The sequence below is a fragment of the Kribbella sp. NPDC004875 genome, from assembly GCF_042873375.1.
Lineage (GTDB): Bacteria > Actinomycetota > Actinomycetes > Propionibacteriales > Kribbellaceae > Kribbella.
On sequence record NZ_JBIALI010000001.1, the window covers coordinates 1,633,641 to 1,648,217 of the forward strand.

At 68.8% G+C, this 14,577-nt stretch carries 12 protein-coding genes and 9 tRNA genes; 8 read left to right on the forward strand and 13 right to left on the reverse strand.

Features of this window, described 5'->3' with window-relative positions:
• Nucleotides 1-10: 10 nt before the first annotated feature.
• The 7 genes from ACFYRH_RS07860 to ACFYRH_RS07890 are packed head-to-tail and all read left to right on the forward strand — an operon-like array spanning nt 11 to nt 9,037.
• Nucleotides 11-904, forward strand: coding sequence for a fumarylacetoacetate hydrolase family protein (locus ACFYRH_RS07860; RefSeq protein ID WP_387769851.1), 894 nt, complete (start codon nt 11-13; stop codon nt 902-904).
• Nucleotides 901-2,352, forward strand: coding sequence for an aldehyde dehydrogenase (NADP(+)) (locus ACFYRH_RS07865; protein ID WP_387769854.1), 1,452 nt, complete (start codon nt 901-903; stop codon nt 2,350-2,352). The genes ACFYRH_RS07860 and ACFYRH_RS07865 overlap by 4 nt, the downstream gene beginning before the upstream one ends.
• Nucleotides 2,349-4,169 carry an IlvD/Edd family dehydratase gene (locus ACFYRH_RS07870; RefSeq protein WP_387769856.1) on the forward strand — a complete coding sequence of 607 codons (1,821 nt, stop codon included), beginning with the start codon at nt 2,349-2,351 and terminating at the stop codon, nt 4,167-4,169. The genes ACFYRH_RS07865 and ACFYRH_RS07870 overlap by 4 nt, the downstream gene beginning before the upstream one ends.
• Nucleotides 4,169-5,533: a DUF2088 domain-containing protein gene (locus ACFYRH_RS07875; protein WP_387769859.1), complete on the forward strand. Its 1,365-nt coding sequence runs from the start codon at nt 4,169-4,171 to the stop codon at nt 5,531-5,533. The genes ACFYRH_RS07870 and ACFYRH_RS07875 overlap by 1 nt, the downstream gene beginning before the upstream one ends.
• Nucleotides 5,530-6,396: a U32 family peptidase gene (locus ACFYRH_RS07880; RefSeq protein ID WP_387769862.1), complete on the forward strand. Its 867-nt coding sequence runs from the start codon at nt 5,530-5,532 to the stop codon at nt 6,394-6,396. The genes ACFYRH_RS07875 and ACFYRH_RS07880 overlap by 4 nt, the downstream gene beginning before the upstream one ends.
• A complete protein-coding gene (locus tag ACFYRH_RS07885; RefSeq protein ID WP_387769865.1) occupies nt 6,393-7,766 on the forward strand; it encodes an FAD-binding oxidoreductase in 1,374 nt (457 codons plus the stop codon). Before ACFYRH_RS07880 ends, ACFYRH_RS07885 begins: the two co-directional genes overlap by 4 nt.
• Nucleotides 7,763-9,037, forward strand: a complete 1,275-nt coding sequence (locus tag ACFYRH_RS07890) for an alpha-L-fucosidase (RefSeq protein WP_387769867.1) — start codon at nt 7,763-7,765, stop codon at nt 9,035-9,037. Before ACFYRH_RS07885 ends, ACFYRH_RS07890 begins: the two co-directional genes overlap by 4 nt.
• Nucleotides 9,038-9,231: 194 nt before the next feature.
• On the opposite strand, the gene ACFYRH_RS07895 is transcribed toward ACFYRH_RS07890, so the two are convergent.
• From ACFYRH_RS07895 to ACFYRH_RS07945, 11 genes are all read right to left on the reverse strand, one after another.
• The gene (locus tag ACFYRH_RS07895) at nt 9,232-9,354 is read right to left on the reverse strand and encodes a hypothetical protein (RefSeq protein ID WP_387769870.1); all 123 of its coding nucleotides are present in this window, start codon (nt 9,352-9,354) and stop codon (nt 9,232-9,234) included.
• Nucleotides 9,355-9,508: 154 nt separating this feature from the next.
• Nucleotides 9,509-9,595, reverse strand: a tRNA-Tyr gene (locus tag ACFYRH_RS07900).
• Between the two features lies 1 nt (nt 9,596).
• Nucleotides 9,597-9,669: transfer RNA gene (locus ACFYRH_RS07905), tRNA-Glu, on the reverse strand.
• Nucleotides 9,670-9,703: 34 nt separating this feature from the next.
• Nucleotides 9,704-9,794 (reverse strand) — tRNA-Ser (locus ACFYRH_RS07910).
• Between the two features lie 312 nt (nt 9,795-10,106).
• The gene (locus ACFYRH_RS07915) at nt 10,107-11,303 is read right to left on the reverse strand and encodes an RtcB family protein (protein WP_387771741.1); all 1,197 of its coding nucleotides are present in this window, start codon (nt 11,301-11,303) and stop codon (nt 10,107-10,109) included.
• A 28-nt stretch (nt 11,304-11,331) separates the two neighbouring features.
• Nucleotides 11,332-11,424, reverse strand: a tRNA-Ser gene (locus tag ACFYRH_RS07920).
• Between the two features lie 13 nt (nt 11,425-11,437).
• A tRNA-Gln gene (locus ACFYRH_RS07925) sits at nt 11,438-11,510 on the reverse strand.
• 33 nt (nt 11,511-11,543) lie between these two features.
• Nucleotides 11,544-11,990, reverse strand: coding sequence for an HNH endonuclease (locus ACFYRH_RS07930; protein ID WP_387769873.1), 447 nt, complete (start codon nt 11,988-11,990; stop codon nt 11,544-11,546).
• An 84-nt stretch (nt 11,991-12,074) separates the two neighbouring features.
• Nucleotides 12,075-12,148: transfer RNA gene (locus tag ACFYRH_RS07935), tRNA-His, on the reverse strand.
• Between the two features lie 2 nt (nt 12,149-12,150).
• Nucleotides 12,151-12,224 (reverse strand) — tRNA-Arg (locus ACFYRH_RS07940).
• 92 nt (nt 12,225-12,316) lie between these two features.
• Nucleotides 12,317-12,392, reverse strand: a tRNA-Pro gene (locus tag ACFYRH_RS07945).
• A gap of 763 nt (nt 12,393-13,155) precedes the next feature.
• Between ACFYRH_RS07945 and ACFYRH_RS07950 the strand changes: the two genes are divergently transcribed.
• Nucleotides 13,156-13,231: transfer RNA gene (locus ACFYRH_RS07950), tRNA-Thr, on the forward strand.
• A gap of 13 nt (nt 13,232-13,244) precedes the next feature.
• Here ACFYRH_RS07950 and ACFYRH_RS07955 read toward each other — a convergent pair.
• Nucleotides 13,245-14,300 carry a tyrosine-type recombinase/integrase gene (locus ACFYRH_RS07955; RefSeq protein WP_387769876.1) on the reverse strand — a complete coding sequence of 352 codons (1,056 nt, stop codon included), beginning with the start codon at nt 14,298-14,300 and terminating at the stop codon, nt 13,245-13,247.
• Nucleotides 14,301-14,383: 83 nt separating this feature from the next.
• Entirely contained in the window at nt 14,384-14,572 is a 189-nt protein-coding gene (locus ACFYRH_RS07960; RefSeq protein WP_387769879.1) for a helix-turn-helix transcriptional regulator, read from the reverse strand.
• Nucleotides 14,573-14,577 lie beyond the last annotated feature (5 nt).

Below are 14,577 nucleotides of genomic sequence, written 5' to 3' on the forward strand. Positions count from 1 at the left end.
AGGTTCGTCCATGCACCTGGTCCGTTATCTGTCCCCGGTCGACGGTCGTCCGATTCCCGGTGTGCGCACCGGGGACACGGTGGCTCCGCTGGAGGGCTTGAACAGCTTCGCGGAACTGCTCCGGCTGCCGCTCGACGAACTGCAGGCCGCGATCGCCAAGGTCGGCGGTGAGCTGCCGGCCGAGGGGCTGAAGTTCCTGCCGCCGCTCGACGGCCGGGGCGAGGTGTGGTGCTCGGGCGTCACCTACGAGCGGTCCCGCGGCGCGCGGATGGAGGAGAGCACCGAGCAGTCGGTGTACGACAAGGTGTACACCGCCGAGCGGCCCGAGCTGTTCCAGAAGGCGCCGGCCTGGCGGGTCGTCGTCGACGGCGAGCCGGTCGGGATCCGCACCGACTCCGGGCACGACGTACCCGAGCCGGAGCTCGCCGTGGTGGCGAACAGCCACGGGGAGATCGTCGGGTTCACGGTCTGCAACGACATGAGCTCGCGGTCGATCGAGGGTGTGAACCCGCTGTACGTGCCGCAGGCGAAGCTGTTCGCCGGCGGCTGCGCGCTGGCGTCCGGGATCCGGCCGGCCTGGGAGGTCGCCGACCCGAAGAACCTCGGCATCAAGCTGGTGATCGAGCGCGGCGGCGAAGAGGTCTTCGCGGACACCACGTCCACCGCCAAGCTCGTCCGGGAGTTGCAGGATCTGATCGACGTACTGTTCCTGCCGAACGACTTCCCGGACGGCGTGATCCTGGCGACCGGTACGGGCATCGTTCCGGAGCTGGACTTCGCGCTGGCCGCGGGTGACGTGATCACGATCACCATCGACGAGGTCGGCACGCTGGCCAACACCGTCGCCACCGGCCGGGAGCCGTTCGCGTTCCTGGCCACCGACAACCTGGAAGGAACGCGATGACGCAGGACACCACCCCCGCCGAGCTGGAGCAGGCCCTCGCCGCGGCGGCCGCGGCGGCACCCGCCTTCGGCGCCGCCGAGCCCGCCGTCCGCGCCGGGTGGATCCGCGCCGTCGCGGACGCGCTGGACGCCGCCGCGGGTGAGTTGGTACCGATCGCGATGCGCGAGAGTTCGCTGCCCGAGGCGCGGCTGACCGGCGAGGTCGCCCGCAGTACCGGCCAGCTGCGGATGTTCGCGGACGCGCTCGAGGAGGGCTCGCTGCTCGAGGTCATCATCGACACCTCGGACCCGCAGGCCAAGCCGGTCCCGCGTCCCGACCTGCGTCGCGTCCTCGTGCCGCTCGGCCCGGTGCTGGTGTTTGCCGCCAGCAACTTCCCGTTCGCGTTCAGTGTCTGTGGGGGCGACACCGCCTCCGCGCTGGCCGCCGGCTGCCCGGTGATCGTCAAGGCGCACCCCGGCCACCCGGAGCTGTCCGTGCGGACCGCCGAGGTGATGGTCGAGGCGCTGAAGACGGCCGGAGCACCCGACGGCAGCTTCGGCCTGATCGCGGGCTTCGACGTCGGCGTCACGGCGCTGAAGGACCCGCGGATCACCGCGGCCGGGTTCACCGGTTCGGTCCCGGCCGGCAAGGCCCTGCACGAGATCGCGGTCACCCGTCCGGAGCCGATCCCGTTCTACGGCGAGCTCGGCAGCCTGAACCCGGTGTTCGTCTCGCAGGCCGCGATCGATGCCCGCGGCGACGAGATCGCGAGCGGGTACGTCGGTTCGTTCACGCTCGGCGTCGGTCAGTTCTGCACCAAGCCCGGACTGCTCTTCCTGCCCGCCGGTCACGGTCTGCGGGAGCAGTTGGTCGAGGCGACCGGCGGCGTCGCCGAGGCCCCGATGCTGAACGACCGGATCAAGGACGGCTTCAGCTCCGGCCTCGACCGGCTGGAGAAGGTGGAGGGCGTCCACGTCTGGTCCGCCGGCCCGGCCACGCTGCTGCAGACCACGGTCGGCGAACTGCTGGCGCGCCGCGACGAGATCCTCGAGGAGTGCTTCGGCCCGGTCTCGATCGTCGTCGAGTACTCCTCGCTCGATGAGCTGCGCGCGGGCATCGAGGCCTTCGACGGCAACCTGACCGCGACGCTGCACGCCGAGGACTCGGACGCCGAGCTGGCGCGTGAACTGCTCCCGCTGCTGACCGCCCGCGCCGGCCGCGTGCTCTGGAACGGCTGGCCGACCGGCGTCGCCGTGTCCTGGGCCCAGCACCACGGCGGCCCGTTCCCGGCGACTGTCGGCTCGATCCACACCAGCGTCGGAGTGACGGCGGCGCGGCGGTTCCAGCGCCCGGTCGCGTACCAGGACGCTCCCGATGCGGTGCTGCCCGACGTACTGAAGGACTCGAACCCGGCCGGGATCACCCGGCGGGTGAACGGAACCGTGACCACAGGTGAGGTGTCGCGATGACTGATCTTCCTCCGACCAACGACCCGGGCGAGGGCGAAGTCCTGGCCGGTGAGTCCGCTCCGGCGGCGACCGGACGGCGGAGCTTCGACCACTGGTTCGGCGAGAAGGGCCGCAACGGGTTCATCCACCGGTCCTGGATGAAGTCCCAGGGCTTCTCCGAGGAAGCGTTCGACGGCCGCCCGGTGATCGGGATCTGCAACACCTGGTCCGAGCTCACGCCGTGCAACGCGCACCTGCGCCGGCTCGCCGACTCGGTCAAGCGCGGCGTCTGGCAGGCCGGCGGGTTCCCGCTGGAGTTCCCGGTGATGTCGCTCGGCGAGACGCTGCTGCGGCCGACCGCGATGCTGTTCCGCAACCTGCTGAGCATGGACGTCGAGGAGTCGCTGCGCGGCAACCCGATCGACGGTGTGGTGCTGCTGACCGGCTGCGACAAGACGACGCCGGGCTCGATCATGGGCGCCGCGAGTGTCGACCTGCCGACGGTCGTCGTCACCGGCGGTCCTATGTTGAACGGTAAATTCCGCGGCTGCGACATCGGCTCCGGTACGGCGGTCTGGCGGTTCACGCAGGACCTCAACGCCGGCCGGATGTCGGCGGAGGACTTCGCGGCCGCCGAGGCGGGCCAGTCGCGCAGCAACGGGCACTGCATGACGATGGGTACGGCGTCCACGATGGCCTGCATGGCCGAGGCGCTCGGTCTGCAGCTGACCGGTGGCGCGGCGATCCCCGCGGTCGACTCGCGCCGGTACGTCGTGGCGCAGAAGTCCGGGCAGCGGATCGTCGAGATGGTCAAGGAAGACCTCAAGATCAGCGACATCCTCACCCGGGACGCGTTCGCGAACGCGGTCCGGTCGAACGCCGCGATTGGTGGTTCGACCAACTTCGTCATCCACCTGCTCGCGATCGCCGGCCGGGTCGGCGTCGACGTGACGCTGGACGACATCGACCAGTGGGCCCGCGGCGTGCCGTGGCTCGTCGACCTGCAGCCGTCGGGCAAGTACCTGATGGAGGACTTCTACTACGCCGGCGGCCTGCCCGCGGTGCTGAAGGAGATCCTGCCGCTGCTCAAGACCGACGCGATCACCGTCACCGGCAAGACGATCGGCGAGAACGTCGCGAACGCCGAGCGCATCGAGGCGACGTACCCGGGTGCGCCCGCGGGCAGCGAGACGTACGCCGCGATCCGGCCGGTCAGCGACCCGCTGGGCAGTGGCGCGGGAACCGCCGTCCTGAAGGGCAACCTCGCGCCGGACGGTGCGGTCATCAAGCAGTCGGCCGCATCCGAGCGGCTGTCGCGGCACCGTGGCAAGGCGCTGGTGTTCAGCAGCATCGAGGAGTACGACAAAGCGGTCGAGGACCCGGATCTCGACGTCGACGAGGACACCGTGCTGGTGCTGCAGAACGCGGGACCGCGCGGGTACCCGGGCATGCCGGAGGTCGGCAACATGACGATCCCGCGGAAGCTCGCGGAGATCGGCGTCGACGACATGGTGCGGATCTCGGACGCGCGGATGAGCGGCACGGCGTACGGCACCGTTGTCCTGCACGTCACGCCGGAGGCTGCCGTCGGTGGGCCGTTGGCGCTGGTGCGGACGGGTGACTGGATCGAGCTCGACGTGCCGGCTCGGCGGTTGCACCTGGATGTGTCGGACGAGGAACTCGAGAAGCGCCGCGCCGACTGGCAGCCACCGACCCCGCCGAGCGACCGCGGCTGGGCCCGCCTGTACGTCGACCACGTCACCCAGGCGAACAAGGGCTGCGACCTCGACTTCCTCGTCGGCCGCACCGGCTCCGCCGTCGCCCGCCAGAGTCACTGATGCCCGCCCCGACCGATCCCCCCACCCCCACCTCCAGCTCGCCGAGCGGAGCGAGGCGTTCTTCGTGGGGACCCTTCGAGGCGATCCGGGGGCTTCGGCCTGCCGGGCGCCTCCCGCAGGTCACGCCGATCCGGCGGATCCTCTCGGATCTGCCGGCCTCGGCCGACCCGTACGCCGAGGCGCGGGCGGCGCTCGAACCGTTGCGCTCCCGCATCGCGCCCGACGCGCGGATCGCCGTCACCGCCGGCAGCCGCGGCATCCACGACCTCGTCCCGGTGGTGAAAGCCGCCGTCGACTGGCTCGAGGAAGCCGGTGCCGCGCCGTTCGTGATCCCCGCGATGGGATCGCACGGCGGCGCCACCGCGGACGGTCAGCGGGAGATGCTCGAAGGACTCGGCATCACCCCGGAGTCGGTCGGCTGCCCGATCGAGGCGACCATGGAGACCGTGATCGTCGGCACGCTGCCCGACGGGACGGAGGTCCATCACGACGCGATCGCCGCGAAGGCGGACGGCGTACTCCTGGTGAACCGGGTCAAACCGCACACCGACTTCCGCGGCCCGATCGAGAGCGGCATCGCGAAGATCCTCGCGATCGGCCTCGGCAACCACGCCGGTGCCGCCTCGCTGCACGCCGGCGGCATCCCCGCCCTCGGCGGCAACATCGAGGCGGCCGCCCGGATGGTCGTTGCGCAGGGCAAGATCCTCGGCGGCCTGGCGATCCTGGAGAACGCCCACGAGCAGACCGCGTCGGTCGAGCTGCTCACCGCCGACGGCATCGCCGAGGCAGCCGAGAACGCCCTGCTGCAAAGGGCTTCCAGCCTCCTCGGGCGCCTGCCGTTCGACGAACTCGACGTCCTGGTGATCGACGAGCTCGGCAAGGACAAGTCCGGCGCCGGCATGGACACCAACGTGATCGGCCGCTGCTGGGTGCACGGGATCCCGGAGTTCGAGTCGCCCTCGATCGCCGCGATCAGCGTCCACTCGCTGTCGCCGGCGTCGCACGGGAACGCGTCCGGGCTGGGCCTCGCCGACGTCATTCCCGCGCGGCTGCTCGAACAGATCGACCTGCACGCGAGTTACGTGAACGCGCTGACCTCCGGCGCCGGCGGAGCCCGCCGCTCTCGGCTCCCGATGGTGATGGAGGACGACGAGGCCGCCGTACTCGCGGCCGTGACGATGTCCGGACGGCGGCACTGGTCCGAGCTCCGGCTGGCCCGGATCCGGGACACGCTGTCGCCGAACGAGTTGATGGTGACCCCCGCCCTGCTGACCGAGGCGGCCGAACGATTCGACCTGGAGATCACCGGTACGGCGCGGGACCTGGCGCCGGCCGGGACGCTCGGAGGATGGAGCGAGAGATGAACCTTCGCGAAGCACGTGCCCTGCTCGCCGACCGGGGTTTCCGTCCCGGGGAGGCGTCCGCGAAGACGTTCGGAGACGGATCGCCGTACAAGGTGGAGATCCCGTCCTGCGAGGGGCCGCGGGTGATGACCGCGGTGCTCGAGGAAGCCAAGGAGCGCGGCATCACCATCGACCGCGTCTCGCAGGGCAGCGGCGTGATGATGCTGACCGACGGCGAGATCGAGGAGATGCTGTCGCTCGGCGCCTCCGCGGGTGTCGAGGTGTGCCTGTTCCTCGGGCCGCGCGGCTCCTGGGACATCGGTGGTCAGGCCAAGGTCTCGGCCGCCGTCGGCGGTGTTGCCCGGGGCAACGACCAGGTGGCGGCGTCGTTGTGTGACGCGTTCCGCGCGGTCGAGCTCGGCGTCCGCAGCCTGCTGGTCGGGGACATCGGCGTACTGGAGATCCTCGGCCAGTTGAAGATCGAGGGTGAGCTGCCCGCGGACCTGGTGCTGAAGACGTCGGTGCTGATGCCGTTGCCGAACGCCCCGACCGCGCAGCTGTACGAGCGGCTCGGCGCGACCAGCCTGAACGTGTCGACGGACCTGCCGGTGCCGGTGCTCGCGGAGATCCGCTCGGTGACGACGGTCCCGATCGACATGTACATCGAGGTCCCCGACGACCAGGGCGGGCACGTCCGGTTCTACGACGTACCCGAGATCGTGCGGGTCGCGGCGCCGGTGTACCTGAAGATGGGGCTGCGGAACGCGCCGAACATCTACCCGGTCGGTGCCCACCTCGCCGGTACGGCGGAAGCTCTCGGGCGTGAGCGCGTTCGGCGGGCGGAGTTGGTCCTCCGGCTGCTCGCCGAACAGGACGAGGGATGACCGATTCCCTGATCGTCCGGCTCCGCTCCGACCTCGGGGACGCGGCGGTCGTCGACGATCCCGACGTACTGGACAGCCATCGGAACGACCACGCGACGTTCTGTACGGCTGGTCGGCCGCGCGTGCTGGTGCGGCCGTCGAGTACGGCCGAGGTCCAGGCGGTGATGCGGGCGGCGTCCGAGTTCCGGGTGCCGGTCGTCACGCAGGGCGCTCGGACCGGGCTGTCCGGGGCGGCGAACGCGGTCGACGGCTGTGTGTTGCTGTCGACCTCCCGTCTCTCGCGCATCCTCGAGATCTCGGTCGAGGACCAGGTCGCCGTCGTGCAACCGGGCGTGGTGAACGCGGATCTGTCCCGGGCCGTCCTGGACCAGGGGCTGTTCTACCCGCCCGACCCGTCGTCGTGGGAGATGTCGACGATCGGCGGGAACATCGCGACGAACGCGGGTGGGCTGTGCTGCGTGAAGTACGGCGTGACCTCGGACTTCGTGCGCGGGCTGGAAGTGGTGCTGGCCTCCGGTGAGGTCGTCCGGACCGGGCGGCGCGCAGCCAAGGGCGTTGCCGGCTACGACCTGACCCGGCTGATCGTCGGGTCCGAGGGAACGTTGGGCGTGGTCACCGAGGCGACGCTCGCGTTGCGGCCGGCGCCCGAGGCGGCCCTGACCGCGGCGGCGACGTTCCTGTCGATCGAGGACGGTATCGCGGCCGCCGCGGCGGTGATGGCCTCGGGACTGCGGCCGTCGTTGCTGGAGTTCCTGGACAAGCCGACGGTGCAGGCGATTCAGAACTACCGGGACATGGGGCTGCCGGCCGAGGCCGCCGCGATGCTGATCGCACAGTCCGACCGCGGCCCGCGGGCGGCAGCGGACGTCGCCCGCATCGCGGAGATCTGTACGGCGCATGGCGCGGTCGACGTCGCGGAGGCGTCGGACGCCGAGGAGTCCCGGATGCTGCTCGAGGCGCGGCGGCTGGTGAACCCCGCGTTGGAGCCGCTCGGTGTGACGTTGGTCGATGACGTCGCCGTACCGCGCTCGCAGTTGGTGGCCCTCGTTCGCGGGGTCGCCGAGATCGGGGCGAAGTACCAGGTCCTGATTTGTTGCCCAGGGCACGTAGGTGACGGCAACATGCACCCGACCGTGGTCTTCGACCGCAACGACGCGGCCGCCGAGGCGCGGGCGCTGGAGGCCTTCAGTGCCGTGATGGAACTGGGACTGCGGCTCGGTGGCACGATCACCGGCGAGCACGGGATCGGCACGCTGAAGGCCCGCTGGCTGGAGACCGAACTCGGCCCGGTCGGGCTCGAACTGCACCGGCGGATCAAGCAGGCGTTCGACCCGGACAACCTGCTCAACCCCGGAAAGGTTCTGCTGTGATCGATCCCTCCGAGGTGCGGCCCGCGCCGCGGCAGGTCGCATGGCAACGGCAGGAACTGACCGCGTTCGTGCACTTCGGGCCGAACACGTTCACGGACTTGGAGTGGGGGACCGGCGTCGACGACCCGGCCGTCTTCGATCCGTCGGCGCTGGACTGCTCGCAGTGGGTGTCTTCGTTGGTGTCCGCCGGGTTCAGGAGCGTGATCTTGACGGCCAAGCACCACGACGGGTTCTGTCTGTGGCCGAGCAAGTTCCTTCCGCATACTGTTGCCGCGTCGCCCTATAACGGAGATGTGGTGGCGGAGCTCTCGGCCGCTTGTGCGGCGGCAGGTCTGGGGTTTGGCGTGTACTTGTCGCCGGCGGATCTCTACCAGGAAAAGGCTCCTGGCGGGTATTACGGAAACGGCAGTCCTGCTGTTCCTTCTGTCGTTGGCGGTTTCGAGTACGTGGTGGACGACTACAACCGGTTCTACTTGAACCAGTTGCACGAACTGCTGACGTCGTACGGGCCGATCGCCGAAGTCTGGCTGGACGGGGCGAACCCGACCGGCGGCGGGCAGACGTACGCCTATGATGCGTGGTTCGACCTGATCCGGCGGTTGGCTCCCGACGCGACGATCGCGATCGGCGGGCCGGACGCGCGGTGGGTCGGCAACGAGGACGGGTTCGCTCGGGAGACCGAGTGGAGTGTGATTCCGTTCGCTCGTGGGCAGATGCTCGCCGAACAGACCGCCGTCGATGTCGCCGGTCCGGAGTTGCTGGCCAAGGCGGACGAGTTGCGGTGGTATCCGGCGGAGGTCGACGTGTCGATCCGGCCGGGGTGGTTCTACCACGCGACCGAAGACGCCGCGGTGAAGTCGTTGCCGGAGCTCCTGGACATTTATCGCCGGTCGGTCGGGCGGAACGCCGTACTGCTGCTGAACATCCCGCCGGACCGGCGCGGGTTGTTCGCCGATCCGGATGTGGAGGCGCTGGCTGCGTTCGGCGCGGCAGTCCGGTCGTACTACGACGCTGTTGTCGAGCTGCCCGGTGAGATCAACGTGCTCGATCTGCGGGAGGACATCGAGCAAGGTCAGCAGGTCGAGTCGTTCGCGGTCGACGCGTTGATCGACGGGGCATGGAGCGAGGTCGCCCGCGGTACGACGATCGGTCATCGGCGGCTGTTGCCTTTGGACGAGGCGATCACTGTGGCCGACGTCCGCGTACGGGTTCTGTCGGCCCGGACCGAGGCCGCTGTGTCGCTGGCGGTCCACTTCGACCCGACACTTTGACCGATTGCTGTCCCCCTGCCCGGAGTCGAACCAGGAACCGAGCCTTCGGAGGGCCCGGCGAGATTCCGTCACCAGAGGGTTTGTCGGCAGCTCGACAGGTAGTGCACTGGCGTGACACCGTACGCGCGCGGTGCGTCGCGCCCAGGTGCACTAGCCCACCGGCCGACACCACCTGTCGAGCTGCCGTTCTGCTCCTACTCCTGCACCGAGACCACGCGGATCCAGTCGGAGCAATCCGCCTCGCACCACACGTGATCCCCACGGTGAGCGATCCGGTCGCGCTGCACATGCCCGCAGGCGAGCAGCACGCGTCGCATCGAGTGACCTTGCTGGACCGGAGCACCGGTCCTGCCGCCAGGCACTCGCTTCCTGTTCCTGAGGTCGGCCATGGCCGGTCCTCCTCTCTTGTCCCATCTGTGAATGCTGTACGTCGGTGATTTCTGGGATTGCTGGGATTGCTGGGCGATTCCTTGGTGCAGAAGGCAGGATTCGAACCTGCTCAGCCCGAAGGCAACGGGTTTACAAGCCGTCCCGCCTCTCCCACGACGGTGCTTCTGCGCACCCCGTACCGGATTCGAACCGGTGATCTCCTGGCTGAGAACCAGACGTCCTGACCGCTAGACGAACGGGGCCTGGCAGGGCGGCCGGTCGATCCCGGCCGCCCAGCGGTGAGAGTGAGATTCGAACTCACGGGCCGACATGCCAGCCGACCGACGGTTTAGCAAACCGCTGCCTCTACCAACAGGCGGATCTCACCCCGCGCCGTCCGCCGTCTCCCCTGACGACGGCGGACGGCTGTGGATAACTCCCACGCCGACACCCCTCACACTTGTACGCTTAGTGCAAAGGAAGAAGGCGCACGACGGGCAGGCGCACACGCTCCACCCACCAACTCAACCCTTGACGCCGAGCACACCAGCTCCACGCCGACACAGAGCACACGAGCTCCACGCCGACACCGAGCACACCAGCTCCACGCCGACACCGAGCACACCAGCTCCACGCCGACACAGACGACTGGCGTGAGGCGCGCCCCGGACAGCTCGACCTGGGCCGCGACGCGCTCCACTCACCCCTTGACGCAGATGACCTGCTTGAGGTGGGCAACGACCTCGACCAGATCGGACTGTGCCGCGATGACCGAGTCGATGTCCTTGTACGCCGCCGGGATCTCGTCGACCACGCCCGCGTCCTTGCGCGACTCGACGCCCGCGGTCTGCGCGACCAGGTCGTCGACCGTGAACCGGCGCTTCGCCTCGTTGCGACTCATCCGCCGGCCTGCCCCGTGCGAGGCCGAGTAGAACGAACGCTCCGAGCCGAGACCGCGCACGACGTACGAGCTCGTCCCCATCGACCCCGGGATCAGCCCGAGGTCGCCGGCACCCGCCCGGATCGCGCCCTTGCGGGTGACGAGCAGGTCGAGACCGTCGATCTGCTCCTCGGCGACGTAGTTGTGGTGACACGAGATCGGCTGCTCGAACCGTACGTCGACCTCGAACGACTCCCGCACCGCCTGCATCACCAGCGCGAGCATCACCGCCCGGTTTCGGGCCGCGTACTCCTGCGCCCACGTGAGGTCCCGGCGGTAGGCGTTCATCTCCGGCGTACCGGCGAGGAACACCGCCAGGTCGCGGTCCGGGAGGTCCGCGTTGTGCGGCAGCTCCCGCGCGATCCGCATGTGTCGCTCCGCGAGCTCCTTGCCGATGTTCCGGCTGCCGGAGTGCAGCATCAGCCATACGCGGTCCTCGTCGTCGAGGCAGACCTCGATGAAGTGGTTGCCGCCACCGAGCGAACCCATCTGCTGCTTCGCCTTGCGCTCGCGGTCCTGCACGCCGTCGTGCAGGCTCGAGAACACGCCCCAGAGCCGGTCCCACGGACGCGGGTCGAGCCCGAGCCGACGTACCCCGACCGGGTCCTCGTGCGCCCGGAAACCGACCGGTACGGCGGCTTCGATCCGGGATCGGATCGCGGACAGGTCATCCGGGAGGTCCGCCGCCGTCAGCGAGGTCAGGACACCTTCCATCCCGCAGCCGATGTCGACCCCGACCGCGGCCGGCGACACCGCCTGGTACATCGCGATCACGGACCCGACGGTCGCGCCCTTGCCGAGGTGCACGTCCGGCATCACCCGGACTCCGTGCACCCACGGCAGCGCCGCGATGTTCCGCAGCTGCTGCAGCGCCTTCGCGTCCACGTCGTACTCCTGCGCCCACATGAGCGTGGAGCTCTTGGCCCCACTCAGCTCAACTGGAAGCTCCACGTTCATCTCCTCACTCTCCTTGATCGTGTGCATGCGGTGAGACTGGGATTCGAACCCAGACGTCCCGTGAAGGACCTGCCGTTTTCGAGACGGCTGCCGCTAGGCCTGACACTCGGCTTATCTCACCAGGGGTACCGCAGCTGCCAGGGCAGGGCTCGAACCTGCGGGGCCTCGGGTCAGAACCGAGGTTGGGTCACCGTCGCCCACCTGGCATCGCGCTCGTCGGCGACACCGGCGGGTGTCGCGTCAGAGCGCCAACTCGGCACGGGAAGGGATCCACGGCTGCCACAGCAGCGGCATGCCGGCCTCTTCCGGTGTTCGCGAGCCCTTCTTCTCGTTGCAGCGCGCGTGCGCGGCGACAGCGTTCAGCCACTCACCGCGACCACCGCGTGATCGTGGAACCACGTGGTCCATGGTGGTGGCGCCCGCCTGACCGCAGTACGCGCAGGTGTACTTGTCGCGCTTCAGTACGCCGGCCCGCGTGTACTGCAGCCGCCCACCGGCGTACCGCCACTTCATCACGACGTACCGGACCAGGCGCAGTACGCGGGGGAGGGGGAACGGTCCGATGCTGGCGCCGTCGTGGGCCTCCTCGACGACGGCGACCTCGCGGACGAGCATCCGGATGGCGTGCGGGATCGACACGACATGCAGCTGCTCGTACGAGGCATTCAGGACGATCACACCGCTCATGTGGTTCCTCCTCCCTTCCAGTGTGCCCGACCCGCGGCCGGCGGGGCGGAGATGTCGGTGTCGGGTCAACAGATGTTCACTCAGGGTGTCCGACGGGGCTCGAACCCGCTTCCTCCGGGGCCACATCCCGGTGCATCGGCCGCTTCTGCTTCGGACACAGCACGCCCGGCAGGACTCGAACCTGCAACCTCCTGCTTCGTAGGCAGGTGCCCTCTCCAGTTGGGCCACGGGCGTTCAGGTGCCCTGCGCCGGATGTACTGCGGATTTCCGTCACAGGGCACGCTTGCGGCGCCCGCTCGGCCGGTAGCAAGCATCCTGCGGGCGCCTGGTCCAGCTGGAGGGACTCGAACCCCCGATCTCCTCAACCCAAATGAGGTGGCCTCGCCGCTGGCCTACAGCTGGTCCTCCCCGGAGCGCGTCGCCCGGCCCCGGGGAATTGCGATAAATGTCCAGTTGTCAATTGTGCGTGCCGATATCCGTGAATACCGGAAAAAGCATCGGTGGAAGGAATCGAACCCTCGTGACGCGGGTTTGGAATCCGGTCCGCAACCTTTGCGCACCGACGTGGCCCGGAGTTCCGGGCAAAAGAAAAGAGCCGCCTGCCGCCGGGTACCCGGCTCAGACGGCTCCTGGAGATCTCCCCAGTTCAAGGGATCATCCAGGCGAACCGTCCAGGCGCGGGCTCCGCTCACTGCCCAGCTGGTGATAGGTCGGGTCGAGCACGGATCGCACGCATGCCGACAAAGCCACACGGCCGAGCCGCCAGGCTTCATTCCGGATGCGCATCCCGTACACGATGTCTCCTCAGTGGTCTTGGTTCTTGCGGGAATTAGTCTCACCCATCCCATAGAGCAAAGTCAACGCATTTCCCAAATCACTTATTCCACAACCTCTTTTACCTCCCCCATCCGACGCGCCCCACCCCACCCCAGTTCCCCCTTCCCACCACTTCCGCCCCACGCGCCGGCCCCGTTCCACGCGCCGGCCACGTCCCACGCTCGCCGCCCACCGCGTTTCCTGATCCAGCTCCGCCCCGCCTCTAACCGACCCGGTCGTCCCCCAGGTGACCCGGCCCCGCACCCCGCCGTACCCCTCTCCGCAAGACTCCACCAGGATCCGATTCGGAATCCTCCCCTCCCAGCCGCTACACTCTTCGACGGCACCCGCCGCCTTAGCTCAGTCGGCAGAGCGTCTCACTCGTAATGAGAAGGTCGTCGGTTCGATTCCGACAGGCGGCTCCACCAAACCCCCAGGTCAGAGACCACTCTCCGACGCTGGGGGTTCGTCGTTCCCGGCCTCAATCGCCTTCGGTGCCCCCGTGGTGCCCCCGAGCCGCTTGGCCGCATCCCAGAGGTTCTGGTCGATCAGGTGCCCGTAGAGGTCCATCGTCATGGCCGCCGACGCGTGCCCCAGGATGCGCTGAACCACCTTCGGGTCGGCACCGGACCCGAGCCAGACCGACGCCGCAGTGTGGCGCAGATCGTGAACCCGAAGCTTGGGAACACCGATCGCCTTGATCGCGGCAGACCACCGAACCGAGCGCTTCCAGTTGCCCTCGCTCAGCGGCCCGCCCTGCGGTGCGTGGAACAGCCATGCGCCACTGACCTTGTCGCCCGCCCATCGATCCACGATCGGGACCAGGTCCTCGACCAAGGGCACAGTGCGAGCACGCTTGTTCTTCAATGTGTCTACGAACAGCTCGCCTGAACCTCCGCTGGCGAGCACCGCCCGCTGCAGACGCAGACCACGACCAGGAACCCAGATCCGGTCACCGGCCTGCAGGCCAGCCAGCTCGCCCCAACGCAGACCAGCGAGGCCGAGCACGAGGACCAGCTCCGCGTATGGACCTTGGCAAGCGTCAGCCAAGTCATGGAGCTGCGCCACGGTGAGGTGAAGCCCGTCGCGACGCGCCTGCCCACCACTCGGAGCCTTGACCGACGCGGCCACGTTCTTGGTGATCCGGCCGTCGGCGATCGCGTAGTTGAGGATGGAACGCAGAGTCGCCAGATAGCGAGTGACGCTAGAAGGACTGCGACCCGCAGCGATCTGTGCACCAACCCAGCTCGACACTTCGGCGGACGTGATCGAGACCAGGGGAGCATTGCCGAACCGTGGGCTGATGTGAAGCCGCCAGTCTGCAGCGTCAGCCTCCCTGGTCCGCCGCTTCGCCGAACTGCGCGACTCCAGCCAGTCGGCCGCAACTGCCGAAAGAGGTACGCGACCCCGCTTCGGGTCTGTCCACTCGCCGAGTCGGAGTTTGCGAGTCTGTTCCTGCTCCCAGGCCACGGCATCCGCCTTGCGGTCGAACACGCGCGTAGCAACCTCGCGACCATGCGACTTGATACGGGCGCGGTACCTGACCTGACCGCCTCGGGTGTATCGCTGGACGCTCATCAGGCTGCCTCGGCTTCCCGCTGAGACTCAACCCACGCAGCAACGTCGCGGGCATCCCACACGAGTCGTCGGCCAACTTTGATCGCGGGCGCGAAACGACCCTCCTGCCGCAGCCAGCGGATGGTGAGAACTGGTACACGGAGGTGAGCGGCAACCTCGTCGATGTTCCACAGCGTTGTCTCGTTCATGCCGT